Source organism: Pseudarthrobacter sp. J1738 (assembly GCF_050490315.1).
GTDB lineage: Bacteria > Actinomycetota > Actinomycetes > Actinomycetales > Micrococcaceae > JBNPEO01.
This window is the reverse complement of the sequence record NZ_JBNPEO010000001.1, coordinates 679570-701917: the sequence shown is the minus strand read 5'-3', so window position 1 is coordinate 701917 and position 22348 is coordinate 679570. Positions and strand designations below refer to the sequence as shown.

The following is a 22348-nucleotide window of genomic DNA, read 5'->3' as shown; positions in this document are numbered from 1 at the left end:
AGCTCGAGCATGCGCTATCCGGCCGCTACGCGAGGCTCAAATATGCCCATATGTGGAAAACTGCACTGAATTTTAGCCAGGGAATTTAGGGTCCAGGACGCCCGTGGTTTGTTGAGCCCAGCTGTTACCCACCCGCTGCAAAATGCCGTCCTTAGTACGGGCATACAGGTCTTGAACTCCGTTGCCTGCGCTCAGTGCCAGCAAACCTTGCAGCGCCGGGAGGTTCTGCGCTTGGCCCGAACGGAGCGTCAGCAGCTCGGGGGTCACCGAGGCGGTAGCTGAAGTGGCCATTACTGCAACCGTGGAATCACTAACCCACACGCCTTGATCGGGCGAGGATGTTGATGGCAAGGTCATAGGTGAGGTCAGTTCGCGCGGGGTGCCATCGCTGCTGCGGACGATTCCAACCAGCTGGACAGCAGTGCTGCCGTTCGCTGAAGAAATGACTAGAGCGCGTGTGCCGTCCCGTGAAACTTGGAACTCCTTGACCGCCCGGCCGGCAAGCCAACTCGGGGTCAGGATCACGCTGGGCATGGTGGCACCTTCGCGAACACCGTCCGGACGGTACGCCACAATCTCTTCGGCGCCGGTGCCGCCAGGTCCTGCCGTCCACACCCAGTTCTGGGGATCGAAACTTGGCCGCGACAAGCGGCTCCTGGTGGTGACGGCTCGAGCCGATTGCCCCGGGACGATGGTGTACATCGTGGTGCGCTGATCGTTCAAAAAAGCGTACGACGCCGAGGCTGGCGCCGCTGCCGGATACCGCGGCCCAAGCGCTGAGGTGTCCTTCAGACCGGTGATGCGTTCAGTCTTGTTGTTCTCGTACTTCACCAGCTCGTGGTTGGCGACGGCTATCTGCCATGACGGTACGTTTTTGTCCACAATCGGAGGCGAGACGGTGCCAGCGTCTTCGAGATGCAATTCGTTTTGGCCCGCACGTAATTGGACGCTGACCACTGTTGATTGTCCCCGGAAGGAGAGCGTGAGTTGGTTCAGCATCCGCTGACGGTCCTCCACCGAGGTCTCTAAGAGATCCTCTGTCAGGTCAACCTGCGCGGCCCCGGACACTACAGGTACTGATTCCCGCGCTAGCTGAGTTCCGGAAGGGAATGCGCTCACCACAGCATCTTTGAGGTACGGCGCCGGGCCAGCAAGGAGTGCGCTGACAATCGACTTAGTGACAGAGGCACGGTTGATAAACCAACGGACGTCTGGAACAGCGTATTGGAAGCTCGGGTCATAGAAGTAGATGGTGTAAGGCTGGTAGAGCCCACGGTAAATCTCTTCGGGAATGATGGTGCCATCTTGGACTTGGGAGATTCGCCATTGTCCATCCACCTGAGCCAAGGTGACCGGGACACTTTCAATCGTGCCGGAGGGGAACTGAGTGGCGATTCCCTCTGAGTCAACCGAATACGCAACATCTAGTTGATAGTTGAAGTCGTTGGCTTTCCCGCCGGGGACCACCTTGGCGGAGCGGTAGACCAATGTGCGCTGGTCCGGTTTCCACGAGACTGACGTAGATTGAGTCAGGAATTGCCGAGCTACCGCATAGTCATCTTGGTGCGAATTCCCTGCATTGTAGAAATCTTCAACGATGCCTTGTGGGCTTGACCCTGTACGTGGCCCTGAAGGGTAATAAACAGTGGCATCGGAGAGCTGCCCGCTGCTTTCGTCTTGGCTTTTGGTCACCGGGCCAGAACTAGGGATTTGGGCGCAACCACTCAAAAATAGAGCCATGATTACGACGGCGACGGCCCACCGGCGCCGCTCGCTGCGCCTATTCATCGTTCTGCTCCCTCGTGGCCATGTGATCTTCGAAGCTTGGCACAACGTCGTGCCGGTCAGCGGCACCCGCCGGGATGGACAAATAGTTTTGTTCCATGGGCACCGGCGACTTAATGATCTCTCCGCCGGCTTCAAGTGGGATGGTGAGCCGGAACGTAGAACCTTTGCCCTTTTCACCTCTGGCTTCCAGCCAGCCTTGGTGAAGTTTGGCGTCCTCCATGGCGATGGAGAGACCTAGACCGCTGCCACCAGTTGAGCGTGTTCGTGCGGGATCCGCGCGCCAAAAACGGTCAAAAACGCGGTCGGCGTCTGCTTTGCTGAGCCCAATTCCGTGATCTCGTACAGCAACGGCGACGGCATCAGCGTTAGAAGCGACCATAACTTCAATCGGCTTTCCTTCGCCATGCTCAACAGCGTTGAGGAGCAAGTTGCGGAGGATACGCTCAATACGTTTGGCGTCCATCTCGACCACGATGGTTTTTTGGCTTGTGGTCATCCGAATTTCTGAACCGTATTGTTTTGCCACCGGTGCAGCGCTCTCAATAACCTTGTCCAGCACTTGGAAAATGTCGCGAGGTTCAGCATCAAGTGTGGCCGCACCAGCATCAAAGCGAGAGATTTCCAACAAGTCAGCTAGCAGCGATTGAAAACGCTCGACTTGGTTATAAAGCAACTCAGCGGAACGCTTGTTAACTGCGTCAAAGTCATCGCGAGCGCTGTACAGCACCTCGGCTGCCATCCGTACTGTGGTCAGCGGAGTGCGCAGCTCATGGGACACATCCGAGACAAAGCGCTGCTGCATTTGGGAAAGGGTAGCCAGCTGGGTGATCTGCTCTTGAAGGCTCGCAGCCATGTGGTTGAACGAAGCCCCCAAACGGGCTACCTCGTCTTCACCCTTAACTGTCATACGTTCTTGGAGTTGTCCGGCAGCAAGCTTCTCCGAAACTAAGGCCGCGTGACTGACGGGGCTGACCACACTTCGAGTGACGAACCATGCCACAGCACCAATCAAAAGCACCAAAACCGCTGCACCAGCCAGAAGGACGTTTTGGATGTCGTTGAGCGTGGTTTGAGCCGAGTTGACGTCGTAGATCAAGTACAACTCGTACACAGTGCCGTTGAAAAGAACTTTGTTGCCCATCACTATGGCAGGGTGGTTTTCGCTCTGGACCGGCAGGCTAATAGAAGCCCAGTACTGGTCCTTGCCAGACTTTTGAACAGCTGCGCGCAAGCTCTCCGGAATGACGGAAATCCCGGTCTGGTACGAGGAGCGAGAATCTACCCATTTGTTGCGTGGTTGGGTTTGATCCGGGAGGGCCAAAAACACAAAGCGGCGCTGAATTTCTGTGCCTTTGCCCTCCAATACATCAAGGGTGTCAATGACGAGTTTTTGGACACTGGCACGGTCAGTGACTTGGGCGCCGTCGAAGGTGTCTTGGACTTCCTTGACCGAGGTGCGCGTGTCTATCTCAGCTTGGCGTAAGCGTTCCTGGAAGAGGTTGTTAGCGATCTGATTGGACAAGTATGCGCCCACACCAAAAAACGCCAAGCCAGCAAGCAGCAACGTCACCAGAACAGTTCGGAATTGCATGGATCTGCGCCAACGTCGCGCTACAGCCCTCCGTGCAGTGTCCAACGATGGGATGATCCGCGAGAGTGCGTGCAGAACAAAGCGAGCCAAGCGAACAAAGATGATTTGGGCGCGCCGAGCATAAATCCGGGCACGCAAAGAGGCGCCTTTTACCCCTCTGATATTTGGGTGTACAGGACTTTGATCGGGAGTAAGTTCTGGGTCCGGCGCATCGTCAGATGAAGGCGGCACCGCTGACTCAGGAACCTGCTTTATATCCGACACCGCGGACCGTCAAAACTACTTCAGGGGCTTCCGGATCCCGCTCAATCTTGGAGCGAAGGCGCTGCACATGAACATTTACTAGTCGTGTGTCAGCGGCATGACGGTAACCCCACACCTGTTCCAAAAGGAGCTCGCGGGTGAACACCTGCCACGGCTTCCGAGCCAACGCCACGAGCAAGTCGAATTCGAGTGGTGTGAGGGAAATTCGTTCGTCGCCGCGACTGACCATGTGACCGGCCACGTCGATAGTGACGTCAGCAATGCGAAGAGTCTCTGGCGCTTTTTGATCGCCCGGGCGTAGCCGCGCTCGAACACGTGCCACGAGTTCGGCTGGTTTAAAGGGCTTGGGGACGTAATCGTCAGCGCCTGATTCAAGGCCACGCACAACATCGGAGGTGTCCGACTTAGCCGTCAACATCACAATAGGAACATCGGACTCACCACGGATCTGCCGGCACACTTCAATGCCGTCAGAGCCGGGCAACATAATGTCCAAGAGGACTAAATCAGGCTTGGACGCACGGAAAATCTCGAGAGCCCGGCCACCATCAGCGCAAAACACCGGATCGAAACCGTCGTTGCGCAAAACGATGCCAATCATCTCGGCAAGAGCTTCGTCGTCGTCCACTACCAGAATGCGTGCCTTCATACGTCTATGTTCCCTTATTGACACAGCTTTGTCCCGTTGACTGGCCGAGGGGCGCTGCTCTGAGCGGGGAGAACTTCCCCTCTACATGCCTAGCGGCGCAGCGATCAGCGCCTATAGGCTGTCTGAGAACACAAGGTCCCCGGCGATCGCGAGTGCCACCCATCACGTGGCACCGTTGACCGGGGTGGGGGAAGGAATCGTGTGAGCAATCCGTGGGTATCTCCGGAGCCGTCCGAGAATACCGGGGCGCCTACACCGCCAGCTCCGCCGCTGCATCCTCCGCCGCCGTATCCTCCGGCCCAAGAGATGCCACCGTATGGGTCGCCGCGGTATCAAGCAGCCCCGTATGAACAACAGGCGTACCAACAGCGGCAGTACCTACAACCGGCTAATGGTTACAACCAGCAAGCTGGTTTCTACAATCCGAATTTCGCCAATGGCTATGTCCTGCCCCCGAAGCCAGTCGCAATTCCGCTCCGTCCTTTAGGACTAGCTGACATCCTCAGTGGGGCCTTCTCCGTTCTACGCCGAACTCCCGGTGCAATTCTTGGCTCGTCCCTGATCCTCTACACATTGATCGGGCTCATTATTGCTGGCACCGCTTCTTATGCCACAAGTATCGGTGTCGGCCTAGATTCCAGTATGAGCTCCGCTCGCGGGCTACCTCCCGAAGTGGCAGCGTTTGGCCTTGCGGTCATCAGTGGGATGGTTCTTTTAGCTGCCGTGGTTGGCCTTTGTTCGGTGCTCCTGCAGGGCGCTGTTTCTATACCGGTTTCACGCGCTGCACTTAATCGGAAAACTTCTCTAGCCCAAATGTGGCGAGGTGCCCGAGGCAGGATCTGGGCCGTGGTTGGTTTTGCTGTGCTGACAGTACTGGCTGGATCCGTGTGGTTTGGCCTAGCTGTAGGGATTTTGGTTTTGACTGCCAACGTGGACTGGCAATGGTCCCTCCCGCTGAACCTTTTGGGGATGAGTGGAGTATTCGTTGGATTCTTATGGATCTACATCAAGATTTCGCTAGTGCCGTCCATCATTGTGGTGGAGCGGCTGGGGATCTTCGCCTCGATCAAAAGATCATGGACTTTGACCACACATAATTGGTGGCGAATTTTGGGGATCAATCTCCTGACGGGACTCATCGTGGGCGTTTCTACGAACATCGTCTCGTTCGCCATCAGTACCGGATCGACTTTGATCTTCAGTACCTTTGCACCGCGTCAGAGCCCCGGCGACTACCTCGGTGGATATTTGATTGCCATGGCTGCGACTGTTGTTCTGACGTGTTTTGTGAGTGCATTTGGCTTTGCCCTCCAAGCAAGCGTGATCGCGCTGATGTATCTAGACCTGAGGATGCGTCGGGACGGTCTGGACGTGGAACTCATGCGTTTGAACGAAAGCAATGAAATCGACAACGGTGGCGTCCCGGGCGGCAGCGCTAACGTGCTGGGAACGTACCGAGCCATATGACGTTCATTCGTTTTGCAGTGACGCTTCTGCAACAGCGGTTTTTCGCTGAACCTCCCGTTACTCCGGGAGGAGATGAGGCGCGCCGTTGGGCTGAAGAGGAGCTCTCGCGGAGTGTCTATCAAGAAGCCAAACCAACACTTCTGGGCAAACTTCTCAACGATGCGTTGAACTGGTTCCGCAATCTAGTTGACGTTAATTTCAGCGCCCCTCCCTCCCAAACCAGCGTGGTGTGGGTAGGGGTTGCTGTGTTGGTGGTGGTTGTGGCAGCAATATTTATTGTCCGTCCCCGGCTGAACGCACAGGCACCGAAACAGGGCTTGGTTTTCGAGGAGGACAACACCAAATCTGCTGCCGACTTCCGGTCCGAAGCCGAGCTTGCCCAAAGGGCCGGGGAGCTCAGCGCCGCCGCAATTGCTTGGTTCCGCGCCGCGGTCAAAACCGCCGAAGAACGCACCGTTATCGATGCGAAGGCTGGGCGTACAGCAAGCGAAGCGGCGGCCGAGATTGGCAAGTCCTTCGTTTCCGAACAGGCTGAGCTTCACCGTGCCTCAGTGATTTTTTCAGCGATCGTTTATGGCCAACACAGTGTCACCCCAGTTCAGGTTCAACAGCTCAGCGGCCTCGAGTCTAGGCTTCGAGCACTCAAGCCAGAGCGCCACAAAAATACCTCCGCGCTACCGGCGGTGCCTCAATGAGCATAAGCAGCCCCTTCTCCAAAGCTCTTGCCTGGGTCCGCCGTCACCTGCTCTGGATCATCATTAGTGGATTTCTCCTCGGGGCTGCGATCATATTCTTTGTTATCGCCACAAGCCCCACACCTGATGCCAGCGATCTATCACTCAAGAACCCCAAACCGAACGGTGCAATGGCACTGGGGGAAGTCTTGAAGAAACACCAGGTGGACGTCAAGGGACCCGATTCGTTCAAAAAAGCCCTCGTAGAACTGGACTCCGCTAGCCAAGAGTCCACGACTTTTTTGTACGACCCGCGCAGCTACCTGGACAAAGATCAATTGCTCGCACTGGCCTCACGAAGGGGCAAGATCGTGGTGGTCACTCCGAGCCTCGCATCCTTGAAAGTCCTCGCTCCTGAGATATTCCAAGCCGGTGTTCTCGAAGTGCCGCACGGGAGTCTTAATCCACGGTGCAGCGCTGAGATCCCACAGCGGGCAGGGAACGTACAGGTGCACCGCGTACGTATCTACCGCTCTGCCACTGCTTGCTACGGTAGCGCCGACAGCAGCCCACACAACAGCAGCGAGGACAGCGGATCCGCAACCGGAATGTACGCAACGTCCAAGGATGGCCAAGTCACAGTACTGGGCAGCAAAGAAATCCTGATGAACGAGTTTTTAGCTCAGGGTGGCAACGCATCCTTAGTGATTAACTCGCTTGGAAGCACCGAAAAACTCGTGTGGGTAACACCAGACTTCTCTGACGTTACCCACACCAGCAAACCGAAAACGGTCACCGAGCTGATGCCTGATTGGGTAAACCTGGTGGGATTCTGGGTGATGTTCTTAGGGGTGCTAGCCATGCTGTGGCGAGGCCGGCGCCTCGGTCCACTCGCTTTAGAGCCCTTGCCAGTGGTGGTGAAATCCTCCGAAACGGTGGACGGCCGGGCCCGGCTTTATCAGCAGTCGAACTCTCTTGACCGCGCCGCTAGTAACTTGCGTTCAGGCACACTCTCCCGCCTGGCCTCCCAATTGCATCTGGGTCCACATGCCCCAGTGGCGAGCGTAGTGGAAGCAGTTTCCCGGCATCTGGGGCGTCCTGAGACCGATGTTAGCCATCTTTTGACTTCCTACAGACCCGCCACGGATGCGGATTTAACCCGCTGGGCGCAAGAACTCAACGCACTAGAGAAGGAAGTACTGTCACGATGACTACTACCCCATCCACCGAATTTCCCGGTGGTCCTCATCCCGCGCTCGAAGCGTTGAACCGTGTTCGTGCTGAAGTTGGTAAAGCCGTTGTAGGGCAAGACTCCGCTGTGACCGGCCTGCTCATTGCTCTGCTTGCCGGCGGTCACGTGCTGCTGGAAGGAGTCCCGGGCGTTGCAAAAACACTTCTTGTCCGCTCCCTATCAGCGGCCTTGAGTCTGGACACTAAACGAGTCCAGTTCACACCCGATTTGATGCCCGGTGACATTACTGGGTCACTGGTCTACGATGCCCACACCTCCGAGTTCACCTTCCGCGAGGGCCCTGTCTTCACGAACATTTTGCTCGCTGACGAGATCAACCGGACACCTCCCAAAACTCAGGCGTCCCTACTGGAAGCCATGGAAGAACGCCAAGTGTCAGTGGACGGTGTCTCGCGTGCCCTGCCCGATCCGTTTATTGCGGCGGCCACCCAGAACCCAGTGGAGTATGAGGGGACTTATGCCCTTCCTGAGGCCCAATTGGATAGGTTCCTGCTCAAACTGACCATGCAACTTCCCGAGCGTCATGACGAGATTGAGATTATTCGCCGCCATGCAACTGGTTTTAACCCGCGCGACTTGGCCGGGGCCGGTGTTACTCCGGTGGCAAGCGCAGACGATCTAGCCGCGGCTAAAGCTGCTGTGGCAGCTGTAGGTGCTGCGCCCGAAGTCTTGGCCTACATTGTTGACGTAGTGCGCGCTACCCGTACTGCGCCGTCGTTCCAGTTGGGTGTTTCACCTCGTGGCACCACAGCTCTTCTGAACACCTCACGGGCTTGGGCATGGTTGTGCGGGAGGAATTACGTTATCCCAGACGACGTCAAAGCTCTCACCGTCCCATGTCTGCGGCACCGGGTGAGTTTGCGAGCCGAAGCACAAATGGACGGTGTCAGCGTTGATGACGTGCTCTACGGCATTCTGGCCACCGTGCCCGTCCCGCGCTAATGGCCATTTCCGGGCGGGTCCTTCTACTCGCCGCCGTTGTGCTGGTTCTTTTGATGCTGTTCCCATCGTGGTCCACAGTGCTCCTGGCCCTGGCCGCGCTAGTGCTGCTGGTATTTTTAGACGTTGCGCTGGCCGCCCCGCTGAAGAAACTTCAGTTCCGCCGTATGCTTCCCCAGAACGTCCGGCTCGGGGAGCCCTGCACGAGTGAAGTTCTAGTCAGCAACGATTCGTCGCGCCGTCTCAAGGGCGAAATGAGAGATGCATGGCAGCCTTCGGCGGGAGCCCAAAAAGCACGCCAGGCTTTGGATATTCCACCTTCAGAGCAACGCAAAGTCAGCACCACCTTGTTGCCAACGCGCCGTGGCGAGCTACGCACGGCGAACCTGTCGGTGCGGGCCTTCGGACCTCTTGGGCTCGGGGCGCGTCAGCGAACGTTTTCAGCTCCGGGCTCAGTCAAGGTGCTGCCACCGTTCCATTCCAAACGTCATCTTCCTTCCAAACTCAAGCGTTTGCGTGAGCTGGACGGCAAGGCCGCTGTCCAGATCCGCGGAGCCGGCACCGAATTCGACTCGCTGCGCGATTATGTGCGCGGCGATGACGTGCGGTCCATCGACTGGAGGGCTACCGCCCGACGCCAATCCGTGGTAGTCCGGACGTGGCGGCCAGAGCGAGACCGGCGGGTGATCGTTGTCCTTGATACTTCGCGGCTCTCCGCAGTGCGGATTGATGATGAACCGCACTTGGATACCGGCATTGAGGCGGCGCTCCTGCTAGCAGTTTTGGCCGAGCGTGGTGGAGACCGAGTGGACTTTGTGGCTTTCGATCGACGCGTCCGGGCGCGCACCGGAAGCACCGCCAAGGGTATGCTGCTGAACAACTTGGTCCAATCCATGGCTACCTTGGAGCCAGCCCTCATCGAGCTGGATTTCAGCCAAATTCCTCAACAAGTACGCGCCATATCTTCCCACCGGGCCTTGGTGGTTTTGCTCACGGCCTTGGATTCTGGAGCCCCTGAAGAAGGACTGCTGCCCATAGTCCAGCAACTCGCCCAAGACCACGTTGTGGTGGTGGCAAGTGTTCGTGATCCAGCTTTAGATGCGCTGCTCACAGAACGGACGACGGCGACCCAGACGTATCGGGCAGCGGCGGCAGAGCGCGCCCTCCTTGAGCGGGAAGCAATCAGCAGGCAATTGCGGCAGATGGGGGCCGAGGTAGTGGACGCTGCACCGTTGGCATTACCGCCCTTACTCGCCGACGCCTATATCCGGCTCAAAGCGGCCGGGCGTCTGTAGCAAGGGATGCTGCGGGTTACTAGCTTTGATGCTTAGCCGAGCATTCGCTGGTTGATAGCGTCTGCCGCGGCGCTCAACCGTCCAAGCACAGTTTTCCCCTGCTGCGGGGTGCCACGATCCAGTGGTTGCGCTGGCATGACTCGAACAGCACCCAGAGTGTTCAACGGCAGACCTAATTCGCGCCACGGAACAATGATCTGATCTGCTGCTTTGCTGGCCGAGCCGGATTGGCTCGAGGCAAGCTCAAGCCCGGCCCAAAGCCGTTTTCCGCTTTCGACAGCACCAGCAGTGATGTCCCACTGTTCACGCGAAATACCCGCCACATCGAGGGCGAATCCATCAGCCCCGGAATGCAGGATTCGTTGCAAGGGCGCATCCTTCGCCGCCAGGGAGAACACAATCTCGTGTGCCCCAGCGTCCCGAAGGGCATCAACAAGTAACGTCCACGTAGCCGTAGCTTCGGCTCCCGGGATAGACCGCAAAGTGCGGTAGCCACTCGCCGTTGGCAGTGTCCCCGCCAACGCGGAGGCTGCCATATGTTCATCGACCTGAACCACGAGCCGCGTGCCTGGTACTGCGCTTTGAATACGGGTCAAATGCTGGCCCACACCTGCTGCCAGAGATTCGGCGATTTCCCGGCGCGCACCGTGATCGCTCACAGCACGTTCGCCGCGATGAACGTACAAGGCGGAGCTGAGCGTGAGCGGACCTACCAGCTCAATTTTCAGTTCATCGCTGGGCTGCTGTTCTGCACCGGCAATGTCAGCAAGGATATTAATGTCCGTGGACAGGGCTGAGTGAGCACGGCGGATGTCCTTGCCTGGACGGTCAACCAAACGCCAACCATGTGGTTGAACATCCACAGGGAGTTCCACCAGCAAACTTGCTGTCCGGCCGATCGCGTCTGAACCTACTCCGCGGTCCGGAAGCTGCGGCAAAAAAGGGGTGTGCGGCGTGCCCAGTTCGCCACGAACAATCTTGAGCGCTTCAACAGGATCATTCCCAGGCCATGCTGAAAAGGCAGTAGCGGTGACTTGCTTAGTCGTTGACATTGTTCTCGTGATCGGCCGAGATGGCCTCATGATGACGAATCACTTCACTGATGATGAAGTTCAAGAATTTCTCAGCAAAAGCCGGGTCAAGGTGAGCTTCTTCGGCGAGCCTGCGTAGCCGCGCGATCTGGGCGGCTTCACGCCCCGGGTCTCCGGCGGGCAAACGGTGCTTCGCTTTGAGGACACCCACGCGCTGGGTTGCTTTAAAACGTTCAGCGAGTAAAAAAACCAGCGTGGCATCAATGTTGTCGATGCTTGAACGGATGGAAAGGAGCTCATTCATCACCTGATCCTGCACGTGACCGGCAAGAGAGCTGGCCGTTGGATCGAAGGAAGTGCTAGTACTGGAGGCGTCGGTAGCCGGGTGCTGCTGCGTCATTGACTCAGTCTATGACGCAGCAGCACCCGTTGACCGCGTGCGCAGCTACTGTTACCTCTTCAGCACCGGGAAGATGCGCTGACACCCCATGCGGTGTTTAAGCACCTGTCAGCAGCGCGCGGTGAGCCTCGCGCCGTCGTGCTTGTTCATCCGGGTCCGGGACTGGAAGCGAGGCGATGAGCTTTCGCGTATATGGATGCGTCGCGTTGCCCATCACCGTTGAACCGATGCCCTGCTCCACTAGCTTGCCCTTGTAAAGCACACCAACCCACTCGCTGAGCATGTCCACCACTGCCAAATCGTGGCTGACAAACAGAGCCGCAAACCCAAACTCGGCCTGAATTTCGCGGAACAGCTCCAGAACCTTGGCCTGAACCGAAACATCAAGCGCTGATGTGGGTTCATCAGCAATCAACAATTTGGGGTTCAAGGCGAGCGCACGGGCCAAGGAGGCTCGTTGACGTTGACCGCCCGAGAGTTCGTGCGGAAAACGCGCGGCATAAGCTGCAGGCAATTGAACTGCCTCAAGTAATTCGCCCACCCGTTTGCGTACCTCTGCCGGGCTGAGATCCAAATGGATCAGCAACGGCTCAGCAACACATTCGCCAATGCTTAGTTGCGGATTAAAGGACGCCGCTGGGTCTTGAAAAACGAACCCAATGTCCTTGCGGAGTGGCCGGAAACGCCGTTCGTTAAAGGTCCGCATTTCATAGCCCAAGACCTTTAGGGAACCACCCGTAGTTTTGTTCAAACCGGCGATGGCACGCCCAATAGTGGTCTTCCCGGAACCGGACTCCCCCACCAGCCCAAAGACTTCGCCGGCCGAAATAGTGAAGCTGACGTCGTCAACAGCCCGGAAACCGGGGCTGCCCAAACGACCGGGGTACTCAATGACCAGGTTCTTGGCTTCCACCAAAACCTCGTTCCCCTGATGCGCACGTTCGGTCAGTCCGGCCGAGGCCGAATCACGGCCCAAGTGCGGAACGGCCGCAAGCAGCTTCTTGGTGTAATCCTCACGCGGCTGGGCGAACAGCGTTTTTGCGCTGGCTTCTTCCACCACATCACCCTGATACATCACCACCACACGGTCGGCCAGATCCGCCACCACACCCATGTTGTGAGTAATCAGCACAATGGATGTTCCGTAGACGTCACGCAGTTCACGCAGAAGTTGCAGTATTTCCGCCTGCACTGTGACGTCCAGGGCCGTTGTGGGTTCGTCCGCAACAATCAACGAAGGGTTCAGCGCAAGAGCACAAGCAATCACCACACGCTGTTTTTGACCGCCGGAGAATTGGTGCGGGTAGTAATCCACACGTTTCTCCGGCTCCGGGATTCCCACTTTGCCCAAGGCTTCGATGGCCCGGCGTCGTGCTTCTTTTTTGGTGATGCGGCGCCCATCGCGAGAGTGTGCAAGCAGCCCTTCGGCGATCTGCCAACCCACCGTGTAAACAGGGTTAAGCGCAGTTGAGGGTTCTTGGAAAACCATCGCCACGTCTTCACCACGAATCCGGCGAAGCTTCTCGGGAGTCACTTCAATCACGTTCTGCCCACTGATCAATACAGCACCAGAGCTGACGGCTGTCTCAGGCAAAAGCCCCAAAATGGTCTTGGCGGTGACCGTCTTCCCCGAGCCGGATTCGCCAACAATGGCAACAACCTCGCCGGAAGCGACGCTGAGCGAAACATCATCCACTGCACGTACGTCGCCGGAGTCCGTGGCGAAGGTAACTTTGAGGTGCTCAATCTTCAGCACCCCCGTGCGATTCGGCCCAGGCGCCGTGGTCTCAACGTTGCTCATACCGTTGCCTCCTTAGCTGAATCATTTCCGGGTGCGGTGGCAGTCTTTTTGCCTGCCCGCTTCCGTCCGCGTAGCCGTGGATCGTTGAGATCATTCATGCTCTCTCCCAACAGGGTTAGCCCCAGCACTGTGAGCACAATGGCGATGCCAGGGAACAATGCAGTCCACCAAATGCCTGCTGTGACATCGGATTGCGCATGGTTGAGGTCGTAGCCCCATTCAGCTGCCGAGGACGGTTCCAAGCCGAAGCCTAAAAAGCCAAGGGCCGCGAGCGTCAAGATAGCCTCGGAGGCGTTGAGCGTAAAGATCAACGGCAGCGTGCGGGTGGCGTTTTTGTATATGTGGCGGGCCATAATGCGAGTGCTTGAAGCGCCCACTACCTTGGCCGATTCCACAAAGGGTTCCGTTTTGAGACGGATGGTTTCGGCGCGGATCACTCGGAAGTACTGAGGGATAAAAACCACGGTGATCGATGCGGCTGCGGACAAGATTCCGAACCACAGGTTAGAGGCTCCGTGGTTAATGGCAATGGAAACCACAATGGCCAGCAGCAAGGTAGGGAACGCGTAAACAGCATCCGCAATAACCACCAGAACACGGTCCAACCAGCCACCGAAGTAACCGGAGAGCAGTCCCAGCGCAACACCAATAAAAATGGACAGCGCCACTGCCACAATGATCACCAATACAGCGGTTTGGGTGCCCCAAATGGTGCGCGAGAAAACATCCAGGCCACCCGCGGTGGTACCCCAGATGTGAGCGCTCGACGGCGGTTCTTGGCTCACGGGGAACCGCTGACCAAAACCGTACGGGGCTATCAACGGAGCGAAGGCTGCCGTCAGCAAAAACAGCGATGTCAAGATGATGCCGGCCAGCAGCATCCCGCGTTGGAGTCCCACACTTTTGTTCAGGTGGGAGATGATGGGCAGACGTTCCCAAATGGATCGACGCCGGTAAATCTCAGGTACGTTACTCATCTCAGTACCTCACCCGGGGATCGATCAAGGCGGCGATAACATCCACCACAAAGTTAGTGACGGCCACAATGATGGCCAGCAGAACCACAATTCCTTGCACCGCAATAAAGTCACGGGCGGTTAGGTAGTGAGCCAGCTGGAAGCCAAGGCCTTTCCATTCAAAGGTGGTTTCAGTCAGCACAGCTCCACCGAGCAACAGCGCGATTTGAAGACCCATCACCGTGATGATCGGGATCAAGGCTGGCTTGTAGGCGTGCTTTGTCACCAAGCGGAATTCTTTAACACCGCGAGAACGCGCAGCTTCCACGTAGTCCTTGCTCAGGGTTCCAATAACGTTGGTGCGTACTAGACGCAGGAACACACCTCCAGTCAGTAGACCCAGGGCAATGGCGGGTAGAACGGAATGGGCCGCTACATCGCTGAGTGCTTGGAAGTTTCCACTCCGGATGGCATCAAGCCAGTAGATCCCTGTGGGTGCTGCCAGGGAGTTGAGCGCAATCTCGTTACTCGAGGACACTCGCCCGGCCACCGGCAGCCATCCTAATCCCACGGAAAAAATGAGCTTGAGCAATAGGCCAGCAAAAAACACGGGTGTTGCATAGCCCATGATGGCCAAAATGCGCAGTACGGCGTCCGGGGTTTTGTCCCGCTTGCGGGCAGCCCACATTCCTAAGGGCACACCCAGCAGCAAGGCTACTACTAAGGAGTTGACGGCCAATTCAAGTGTTGCCGACCCATAGGTGGCCAGCATGTCGGTGACCTTCAGGTTGTCCGAGATGGTGCGGCCAAAGTTGCCGGTGGCAATCTGGCCGAGGTACTCAAAGTACTGAACCAGCACGGGCCTGTCGTAGCCAGCATCATGAACTCGGATGGCTAACTGTTCGGGCGAGAGACGCCCGCCTTGGGCTGCCGTGATGGGATCGCCGGTGATCCGCATCAGGAAAAACACCATGGTGACCAAAATAAAAATAGTGGGGAAGATCAGCAGAAATCTGATCAGAATATATTTGCTCAGGCCACCGCCGGATTTAACCTTGGCGGTGGGGAGGAGTGCGTCGGCGCCGTCTGGCGGACTTTCAATTAAGGTTGTCATTCTTGCCGTTCGTTGTGTCCAATACCGTAGGGGGAGGCGGCGCCTGTGGCGCCCACCCCCCCCCCCCAACACAGCCATTTTTTTTGGTGGTCTGGTTTTCTCTTTTTTTTTTTCCAACCCCTGTGGGGGGGGCCCGCCCCTGGCCCCCCCCCTCCCCCTACGCAGTCACTTCGTTTTTATGGGTGTTCGGCGCTTACTTTGACAGAACGCCCAAGCGGAATTTGAAGGACGCATCCAAGGTGTCCTTGGTGCCCTGCACGTTTTTACCCGAGACAGCCACTTGGGCGCCCTGGAAGAGCGGCAAAGTGGAGAGGTCCTTGGCTACAGCTTCCTGAATGTCACCAATCAACTTTTCACGTGCCGGCTTGTCCACGGTGACCAACTGCTTGGCGATCATGTCCTGCACGTTCTTGTTGTCATAGTGGTTCTTCAGGAAGTTATTGGCTGTGAAGAACGGAGACAGGTAGTTGTCAGCATCGGAGTAGTCCGGGAACCAACCGAGCTGGTATTCCGGGTAAGTGTCCTTAACGCGTTCCTTGGAATACGTCACCCACTCAGTGGACTGCAAGTTCACCTTGAACAAGGAGCTCTTTTCCAGCTGATCCTTGATGGCAGCGTACTCATCGCCGGAGGACTGGCCGTAGTGATCCGAGTTGTACTGCAGGTTAAGTGTCACCGGCGTGGAAACGCCTGCTGCCTCAAGCACAGCCTTGGCCTTGTCCACACTGGGCTTGCCCGAACCGTCGCCGTACATGCTCTTCAACGGTTCAGTGGCACCAGCAAATCCTTGCGGTACGTGGGAGTAGACCGGAAGGTAGGTTCCTTTGTAGACCTGATCAGCAATTGCCTGGCGATCAACAACGTTAGCCATTGCCTGCCGGATGGCCAATGCCTTGGCGGGATCAGCCTCAGGGGTCTTGGCGCCGAAGGGCATCGTGTCAAAGTTGAACACGATGTAGCGCAGCTCGCCACCGGGTCCTACGTCTACACGAACCTTGTCGCTCTTGGTCTTCAGGTCAGCGATGTCCGTGGCGGACAGGCTCCGGGTAGCAACGTCAACGTTGCCCTGTTCAACATCTAGCTTCAAGTTAGAAGCGTCAGCGTAGTACTTGATGGTGACGTCGCTGGTCTTGGGTGCACCGAGCAAGCCCTTGTAGTCCGCGTAGGCCTTGAAGCTGATGAGCTCGTTCTTTTTGTACGACTCAATCGTGTACTGCCCAGCAAAAGCCTTCGCCTTGATGATCGCGTCGTCATCGATAACCTTGTCCGCTGGGAACGTCTTGTGATCCACAATAGGCCCAGCCGGGCTGGTCAAGATCTGCGGGAAGGTTTGGTCATTCCCCTGCTTGAGTTTGAAGATCACTGTTGTGGCGTCAGGAGCACTCACGGAATCCAGGTTGGCCAGCAAGGTTGCCGGACCGTTCGGATCGTTGATCTTGAGCTGACGATCAAAGCTGAATTTCACGTCCGTTGAATCCAAAGTGTTGCCATTAGCCCATTTCAGACCCGACTTCAGCTTGACCGTGTATTCGGTGGGGCTCGTGAAACTAGCGGACTCGGCGATATCCGGAGTGGGATCCGCGCTGCCTGGCTTCGAGTTCAGAACAAAGGGGTAGATCTGGTTCATCACCATAAAGGAGCCGTTGTCGTAGGAACCAGCTGGATCCAAGAAGGTGACTTTGTCAGTGGTGCCCAAAACGATGGCTGCTCCGGAAGCGCCGCTGGCGCTGCTGGTGCTTCCACCGCTAGGGCCGGTGCAGGCTGTGACGCCAATTGCCAGAACGGACATACCGGCAAACCCGAGAAAATGACGACGATCAAAGGTGTACTTAGTCATTGGGTGACTTTCTTTCGATGCGTGCGAAGTGCCTGGCATCACACCCCAAGGTGACCGCCAGCACATTCGTGATCTCTCGTTTCTACCAGACGAATGGCTGGAAGGCGCGCCTAAACCCAATTTGCAATCAGATGTTTACAACACGATTGTTAGTTCACTAATAACTAGCACCGCGGCTGGACGCCCTTACCGGGCAAATCTGTGGCGTCCGGGCTTCTCCAGAAGTCGCAACTAGAGCGCAGTGCGTTGCAAAGAACGTGCCACATCGATGGTTGCTTGGCCCAAAACACGGCTGCCCTGATAGAGAACAACAGTTTGACCGGGAGCCACACCACGCAGTGATTCATCAAGGGTTACCAACACCTGAGTACGGGCGGTGCCGTTCTCGTCGTCGACCATTTCTACCTTGGCGCGAGCCGGCACCGGATCCCCGTGAGCGCGCACCTGGGCGTAGCAAGCAAACTCTTCGCCGGTGTTGACTTCGCTAATCGGCAACCCGGCCCAAGAGACTTTGATGCCGCGAATCTCGTCGATCGCCAACAGTGCCTCGGGCCCCACCACAACTTTGTTTTCCTTGGGGCGGATCTCCAGAACAAAGCGCGGCTTGCCGTCCGCCGCGGGGGTGCCGAGCTTGAGGCCACGCCGCTGTCCAACGGTGAAAGCGTTAGCGCCGGGGTGCTCCCCTACTTTGGTGCCTGTCTCGTCAACGATGTCGCCGTTGGTCATGTCAATCTTCTCGGCCAGCCAACCCGCGGTGTCCCCGTCTGGGATAAAACAAATGTCGTGGCTGTCCGGCTTGTTGGCCACGGAGAGTCCGCGGCGTTCAGCCTCGGCGCGGACTTCGGCCTTGGATGGGGTGTCAGCGAGCGGGAACATCGAATGCTTGAGCTGCTCATGCGTCAGAACACCAAGTACATAACTCTGGTCTTTGGCCCAATCTGCAGCACGGTGCAATTCAGGGTTGCCATCGGCGTCAGTGATGACCTTGGCATAGTGACCAGTGCACACTGCGTCGAAGCCCAAAGCGATGGCTTTCTCCAGCAGCGCGGCGAACTTGATGCGTTCGTTGCAGCGCATGCATGGGTTAGGTGTGCGCCCCGCAGCGTATTCGTCAATGAAGTCTTGGACTACGTCTTCTTTAAAGCGTTCAGAGAAGTCCCACACGTAATAGGGGATGCCCAAAATGTCGCACGCTCGCCACGCATCACGGGAGTCCTCGATAGTGCAACAACCGCGGCTTCCGGTACGCAAAGTACCGGGCATTCGGGATAGGGCCAAGTGGACGCCAACAACGTCATGGCCCGCCTCAACGGCTCGGGCGGCGGCAACGGCGGAATCGACTCCACCGCTCATGGCTGCAAGGACTCGCATAATTACTCTCTAATGGACTTTGCACACAGTGCTTTGAAGAGTTCACCAAGGAACTGCGTTAAATTACTGCCACGCCAAGGACGTGGTGGGTGCCCCACTATTCTAGCGCCGGGTGGACCCTGGTGCAGCGTGACCCTAGAGCCGAGGCCTAGGGATTGAGGGTTCCAGCCGTTTGGATAGAAGAAATATGGGAAGCCATTCCGGCCTTCAATGCTTGGGCATAAGCTCCCGGAAGGGCGGAAAGTAGGGCTAAGACGTCTGCCTCGGTGGAGTTGTGCCCCAAGCTAAAGCGCTGGGCACCACGGGCAGTTTCTTCGTCCAAGCCCATGGCCAACAACACATGTGAGGGCCGTGGCACTCCTGCCGTGCATGCCGATCCAGTTGACGATTGCACCCCAACCAAGTCCAACAGGAACAGCAGCGAGTCCCCCTCGCAGCCTGGGAAGGTGAAGTGAGCGTTCCCCGGCAAACGTCCGGAGCCTGGCGCGCCGCGTAATTGAGCTTGGGGAACCGCCGCGAGAACCCCCTCGATGAGCTGATCTCGCAAAGCACTGAGCCGCACCGCCTCGGTATCCAAGTGGGCTGCTGCCTCCTCGGCGGCAATTGCAAAGGCAGCAATCGCTGGTGTGTCCAAGGTGCCGGAACGAACATCACGTTCTTGGCCGCCACCATGCTGAGTTGCTTCCAAGGCAACTGCACGGCCTAGAAAGAGTGCGCCGATCCCCATAGGGCCGCCGATTTTATGCGCTGAAACGCTCATGGCATCAAGGCCTGAGCTCTTGAAATTCACGGGTACCGAGCCAAACGCCTGCACCGCGTCCGAATGCACTGGAATGCCGTGCGCGTGAGCTAATTCCACAACTTCCTTGATGGGCTGAACGCTCCCCACCTCGTTGTTGGCCCACATCAGGGTCAACAAGGCAATGGTTTCTGGGCTCTGACTCAGCTCACGTTCCACCGCCGCGAGGTCCACCACGCCGTAGCTATCTACTGGCAACCAGACGATCTCGGCGTCCTCGTGGCGTTCCAACCACTCAACGGTGTCCAGTACCGCATGGTGTTCGATGCCGGCACAGAGGATCCTGCGCTTGGCCGCATCCCGCTTTTTTCGAGCCCAGTACATGCCCTTGATGGCGAGGTTGTCGGCCTCTGTGCCGCCGGAAGTGAAGATGACCTCTGAAGGGTGCGCACCCGCCGCAGCGGCCAAGCGCTCGCGAGCATCCTCCACTGTGCGCCGGGCCGAACGGCCAGCCGAGTGGAGTGAAGAGGGGTTACCTACTTTGGCCAATTCACGGGTCATTTCAGCAAGAGCGGAATCCGAAAGGGGTGTTGTGGCGGCGTGATCTAGGTAGCTTGGCACTGTTCTATTCTATGTCCGCTTGCTATGGCTCGTTGTGGGCAGGACAAGGTAACGCAAGCAAGTGCCGGCCGTCAGTCACTCACCGAGTGCTAATCGGCAGGTGGTTGCACCACCATTCTTTTAATCACTGTGCCTTTAGCAGCGGCGAGCGCCGCATCCGTTGGGCACGAGATACTCAAGAGCAGCGTTGACTCTGCTTGGGAGAACACCCGTGCATAAACCACCGAGGCGCGCACGGGAGGCGCGGCTTTGGTTTCTAGAGCAAGGACGTCAAGTTTTTTGCCTGGCTTTTCATCATCGCCGCCCCACCGTAATTGGGCGGTTTTGAGGTACTCAGGCAAAACACTTGAATCAAGGTAAGCAAACATCCCTGCCGTGGCGGCGTTGTCATCACCGGCAACAGACAGTGATCTCTGTTTAGTACGGGTTTTGGCCGAGACAATACACCCGGCGGTGCTCGTGTAGTCAGTTCCTGAATCAACGTTATTTCGTGTGATTCTCCATCCTGGGGTTTCTTCAAGGCCTTGTCCGAAGCTAATCGGCACGGATGCGGCGAGCGTGTTACCCGCGGCGAAGGTCATGTCCTTAGCGGCTACAGCTGCGGCGTCATGACCGGGGATGACCGTGGGGGTGGCCAATGTTGGTGTGCTCGGCGCCGGTTTGGGGGCTTTGGGATCGTCAACGGCCACGGCGCACGCAGCAAGACTTGCGCAAAGTAATAGGGCACTCAAGGCAGAAAAAGTTCGACGGCATTGCGCCGCAGGGCGCACTTGGCCCACCTCTGAATGGACTGTCGTATGCACTGCTTCCCCTTGCTTTTGCCGACGCTGGTGCGCTTGCGCACCTGCGCCGCACGCCACCGTGGACGATTCTAATCTGTTGCCGCTTGGAGTGTCATCAAGTCCAAAGCCGATGAGCGATCATGCCCATGGATGAAGTGGCTGTTCACCGGATAAGCTTGGCAGGCGAAATGCGCACGTATTTTGTAGGTTCTCGCCACGAATTTGGCTCGTGAATCTTGGCCACGGAGGGATGAGCAACAACTGTGAGCAAAGCTCGTGTGACGCACTACGAGATTCTTGGTGTGCCGATCACCGCTACAACTCAAGAAATCAAAGTTGCGTACCGCAAACAGGCTAGGCGCACCCACCCTGACCATGGTGGAGATCCTGCAACGTTCCGTCTTGTCACTCTTGCTTTTGAAACGCTCTCCGATCCCAAAAGGCGGGCGGCTTACGACGGCAGCTACGGCGCAGGTTCGGTTCCGCGAACTACTGCCGAAAAGTCCGGGTACCGTTCGTCGTCGGGCCATTCGTCAGGTACGGCTGGCTTCACCGCACACGGTGTCCGCAGACCTGCACCCCGGGTTAGCGCAACTGATCCTGCAGTGTTTGTTCCACCGTTTCCCACCGGGGCACCGGGCGAAGACCCCTCGGCGTTCGGCACCAGTATGATCCCCGAGGCTATGGCACGTCAGCAAATGCATGGCCTCCCCCGCAAGCGTGGAATCTTTGGCGCAGAGGCCCGGATTGCCCGCGAAATGCGCACAGTGCAACTCTTGGTTCGTGGAATTTTGTCCGAAATGCCATCCGCTAGGCTCATCAACGGGCTGGTGGCACCGCATAACAACAGCCACATAGACCACGCCCTTTTAGTCGGTTACCGCTTAGCTTTGATCGACTCCATGCTTCTCCCACCGGGCGTTTATGGTTGGAATGGTGACTCGCTGAACCGGGCTGGCCGGTTAGTGAAACCGCCCCGGCTGGCGCCATCGCTGCGGAGTCTTCAGGATGCTTTCCCGGAATTGAACGTCACGGCTTGGACTGTTATTCATAGTCCCGACGGCGCCATTCATCAACCGGTCATTGACGATCATCGCGGTGGCTCGGAAATCATCGCCCCCGAGGTGGTGAATGCCGCTGGCCTGATTCGCGGGCTAAAACACTTCCTCGGTTCTGGGCCAGTACCTAACACCGTTGATGTGCCTATTCTTGCGCGGCTGATCAAAGGGATGCACTAGCAATTCAAGGGATGCACGCGCCCGGCACTAGGATGGTTGGGTGTTCCGCATCCTTTTTTATACGCCAGAAATTCCCGGTAATACCGGCAATGCCATCCGTTTGGCCGCCATTACCGGCGCAGAATTGCACCTCGTTGAACCTTTAGGGTTCAGCTTCGAGGACTCTAAGTTGCGCCGGGCGGGTCTGGATTATCACGACCTTGCCGTGGTGACGGTTCACCCAAATATTGAAGCAGCCTGGGAAGCCTTGCAGCCCGAGCGGGTGTTTGCTTTTACCTCCGAGGGGGAACTCCCCTACACGGAGGTCCAGTATCAAGCCGGTGACGTTTTAATGTTCGGCCCAGAATCCGTGGGGCTACCCGCAGAAATCAAGATTGATCCGCACGTGACATCACGGGTGCGTTTGCCCATGTTGCCGTCCTTGCGATCGCTCAATCTGGCTAACTCTGCCTCGATTGCCATCTATGAGGCATGGCGCCAGAACGGATTCGCCGGAGCGCAACTGTAAGCATCCACTCCAGCTCTCCATATCCAGATGA

At 57.3% G+C, this 22348-nt stretch carries 19 protein-coding genes; 7 read left to right on the top strand and 12 right to left on the bottom strand.

From position 1 onward, the window contains the following. Window positions 1-72: 72 nt before the first annotated feature. The 3 genes from ACQR35_RS03340 to mtrA all read right to left on the bottom strand — a co-directional run bounded on the left by ACQR35_RS03340 (window position 73) and on the right by mtrA (window position 4292). Window positions 73-1788, bottom strand: a complete 1716-nt coding sequence (locus ACQR35_RS03340) for an LpqB family beta-propeller domain-containing protein (RefSeq protein ID WP_430266597.1) — start codon at window positions 1786-1788, stop codon at window positions 73-75. Next, a complete protein-coding gene (gene mtrB / locus ACQR35_RS03335) occupies window positions 1781-3517 on the bottom strand; it encodes an MtrAB system histidine kinase MtrB (protein WP_430269187.1) in 1737 nt (578 codons plus the stop codon). The genes ACQR35_RS03340 and mtrB overlap by 8 nt, the downstream gene beginning before the upstream one ends. Before the next feature lie 100 nt (window positions 3518-3617). Beyond that, window positions 3618-4292 carry an MtrAB system response regulator MtrA gene (mtrA, locus tag ACQR35_RS03330; protein WP_430266595.1) on the bottom strand — a complete coding sequence of 225 codons (675 nt, stop codon included), beginning with the start codon at window positions 4290-4292 and terminating at the stop codon, window positions 3618-3620. Between the two features lie 201 nt (window positions 4293-4493). Here mtrA and ACQR35_RS03325 point away from each other — a divergent pair, with 201 nt between their 5' ends. The 5 genes from ACQR35_RS03325 to ACQR35_RS03305 are packed head-to-tail and all read left to right on the top strand — an operon-like array spanning window position 4494 to window position 9919. After that, window positions 4494-5759, top strand: a complete 1266-nt coding sequence (locus ACQR35_RS03325; RefSeq protein WP_430269186.1) for a hypothetical protein — start codon at window positions 4494-4496, stop codon at window positions 5757-5759. Then, entirely contained in the window at window positions 5756-6454 is a 699-nt protein-coding gene (locus tag ACQR35_RS03320; RefSeq protein ID WP_430269185.1) for a DUF4129 domain-containing protein, read from the top strand. Before ACQR35_RS03325 ends, ACQR35_RS03320 begins: the two co-directional genes overlap by 4 nt. Beyond that, window positions 6451-7644 (top strand): DUF4350 domain-containing protein, encoded by a 1194-nt coding sequence (locus ACQR35_RS03315; RefSeq protein ID WP_430269184.1) that lies wholly within the window; start codon window positions 6451-6453, stop codon window positions 7642-7644. The genes ACQR35_RS03320 and ACQR35_RS03315 overlap by 4 nt, the downstream gene beginning before the upstream one ends. Further along, window positions 7641-8627, top strand: coding sequence for an AAA family ATPase (locus tag ACQR35_RS03310; RefSeq protein ID WP_430269183.1), 987 nt, complete (start codon window positions 7641-7643; stop codon window positions 8625-8627). The genes ACQR35_RS03315 and ACQR35_RS03310 overlap by 4 nt, the downstream gene beginning before the upstream one ends. Then, complete coding sequence (locus ACQR35_RS03305) at window positions 8627-9919, top strand: DUF58 domain-containing protein (RefSeq protein WP_430269182.1); 1293 nt, start codon at window positions 8627-8629, stop codon at window positions 9917-9919. The genes ACQR35_RS03310 and ACQR35_RS03305 overlap by 1 nt, the downstream gene beginning before the upstream one ends. 32 nt (window positions 9920-9951) lie before the next feature. On the opposite strand, the gene ACQR35_RS03300 is transcribed toward ACQR35_RS03305, so the two are convergent. The 9 genes from ACQR35_RS03300 to ACQR35_RS03260 all read right to left on the bottom strand — a co-directional run bounded on the left by ACQR35_RS03300 (window position 9952) and on the right by ACQR35_RS03260 (window position 20520). Continuing rightward, a complete protein-coding gene (locus ACQR35_RS03300; protein WP_430269181.1) occupies window positions 9952-10971 on the bottom strand; it encodes a hypothetical protein in 1020 nt (339 codons plus the stop codon). Beyond that, window positions 10958-11350: a chorismate mutase gene (locus ACQR35_RS03295; protein ID WP_430266588.1), complete on the bottom strand. Its 393-nt coding sequence runs from the start codon at window positions 11348-11350 to the stop codon at window positions 10958-10960. The genes ACQR35_RS03300 and ACQR35_RS03295 overlap by 14 nt, the downstream gene beginning before the upstream one ends. A gap of 97 nt (window positions 11351-11447) precedes the next feature. Beyond that, window positions 11448-13151 (bottom strand): dipeptide ABC transporter ATP-binding protein, encoded by a 1704-nt coding sequence (locus tag ACQR35_RS03290; protein ID WP_430269180.1) that lies wholly within the window; start codon window positions 13149-13151, stop codon window positions 11448-11450. After that, window positions 13148-14128 carry an ABC transporter permease gene (locus ACQR35_RS03285; RefSeq protein WP_430266586.1) on the bottom strand — a complete coding sequence of 327 codons (981 nt, stop codon included), beginning with the start codon at window positions 14126-14128 and terminating at the stop codon, window positions 13148-13150. The genes ACQR35_RS03290 and ACQR35_RS03285 overlap by 4 nt, the downstream gene beginning before the upstream one ends. A gap of 1 nt (window position 14129) precedes the next feature. Continuing rightward, entirely contained in the window at window positions 14130-15221 is a 1092-nt protein-coding gene (locus ACQR35_RS03280) for an ABC transporter permease (RefSeq protein ID WP_430269179.1), read from the bottom strand. Between the two features lie 193 nt (window positions 15222-15414). Next, window positions 15415-17058, bottom strand: coding sequence for an ABC transporter substrate-binding protein (locus ACQR35_RS03275; protein ID WP_430269178.1), 1644 nt, complete (start codon window positions 17056-17058; stop codon window positions 15415-15417). Between the two features lie 231 nt (window positions 17059-17289). Further along, entirely contained in the window at window positions 17290-18429 is a 1140-nt protein-coding gene (mnmA, locus tag ACQR35_RS03270; RefSeq protein WP_430266583.1) for a tRNA 2-thiouridine(34) synthase MnmA, read from the bottom strand. A 148-nt stretch (window positions 18430-18577) separates the two neighbouring features. Beyond that, window positions 18578-19789 (bottom strand): cysteine desulfurase family protein, encoded by a 1212-nt coding sequence (locus ACQR35_RS03265; RefSeq protein ID WP_430266582.1) that lies wholly within the window; start codon window positions 19787-19789, stop codon window positions 18578-18580. A gap of 89 nt (window positions 19790-19878) precedes the next feature. Next, the gene (locus ACQR35_RS03260; protein ID WP_430269177.1) at window positions 19879-20520 is read right to left on the bottom strand and encodes a hypothetical protein; all 642 of its coding nucleotides are present in this window, start codon (window positions 20518-20520) and stop codon (window positions 19879-19881) included. 314 nt (window positions 20521-20834) lie between these two features. Here ACQR35_RS03260 and ACQR35_RS03255 point away from each other — a divergent pair, with 314 nt between their 5' ends. Next, window positions 20835-21809, top strand: a complete 975-nt coding sequence (locus ACQR35_RS03255) for a J domain-containing protein (RefSeq protein ID WP_430266580.1) — start codon at window positions 20835-20837, stop codon at window positions 21807-21809. A gap of 40 nt (window positions 21810-21849) precedes the next feature. Continuing rightward, the gene (locus ACQR35_RS03250) at window positions 21850-22317 is read left to right on the top strand and encodes a tRNA (cytidine(34)-2'-O)-methyltransferase (protein ID WP_430266579.1); all 468 of its coding nucleotides are present in this window, start codon (window positions 21850-21852) and stop codon (window positions 22315-22317) included. Window positions 22318-22348: the final 31 nt, after the last annotated feature.

Excerpts from the sequence above, each read along its gene's own strand:
- ACQR35_RS03340 (WP_430266597.1), bottom strand. The coding sequence starts at position 1,788 with ATGAATAGGCGCAGCGAGCGGCGCCGGTGGGCCGTCGCCGTCGTAATC.
- mtrA (WP_430266595.1), bottom strand. The coding sequence starts at position 4,292 with ATGAAGGCACGCATTCTGGTAGTGGACGACGACGAAGCTCTTGCCGAG.
- ACQR35_RS03320 (WP_430269185.1), top strand. The coding sequence starts at position 5,756 with ATGACGTTCATTCGTTTTGCAGTGACGCTTCTGCAACAGCGGTTTTTC.
- ACQR35_RS03315 (WP_430269184.1), top strand. The coding sequence starts at position 6,451 with ATGAGCATAAGCAGCCCCTTCTCCAAAGCTCTTGCCTGGGTCCGCCGT.
- ACQR35_RS03310 (WP_430269183.1), top strand. The coding sequence starts at position 7,641 with ATGACTACTACCCCATCCACCGAATTTCCCGGTGGTCCTCATCCCGCG.
- ACQR35_RS03305 (WP_430269182.1), top strand. The coding sequence starts at position 8,627 with ATGGCCATTTCCGGGCGGGTCCTTCTACTCGCCGCCGTTGTGCTGGTT.
- ACQR35_RS03300 (WP_430269181.1), bottom strand. The coding sequence starts at position 10,971 with ATGTCAACGACTAAGCAAGTCACCGCTACTGCCTTTTCAGCATGGCCT.
- ACQR35_RS03295 (WP_430266588.1), bottom strand. The coding sequence starts at position 11,350 with ATGACGCAGCAGCACCCGGCTACCGACGCCTCCAGTACTAGCACTTCC.
- ACQR35_RS03290 (WP_430269180.1), bottom strand. The coding sequence starts at position 13,151 with ATGAGCAACGTTGAGACCACGGCGCCTGGGCCGAATCGCACGGGGGTG.
- ACQR35_RS03285 (WP_430266586.1), bottom strand. The coding sequence starts at position 14,128 with ATGAGTAACGTACCTGAGATTTACCGGCGTCGATCCATTTGGGAACGT.
- ACQR35_RS03280 (WP_430269179.1), bottom strand. The coding sequence starts at position 15,221 with ATGACAACCTTAATTGAAAGTCCGCCAGACGGCGCCGACGCACTCCTC.
- ACQR35_RS03275 (WP_430269178.1), bottom strand. The coding sequence starts at position 17,058 with ATGACTAAGTACACCTTTGATCGTCGTCATTTTCTCGGGTTTGCCGGT.
- mnmA (WP_430266583.1), bottom strand. The coding sequence starts at position 18,429 with ATGCGAGTCCTTGCAGCCATGAGCGGTGGAGTCGATTCCGCCGTTGCC.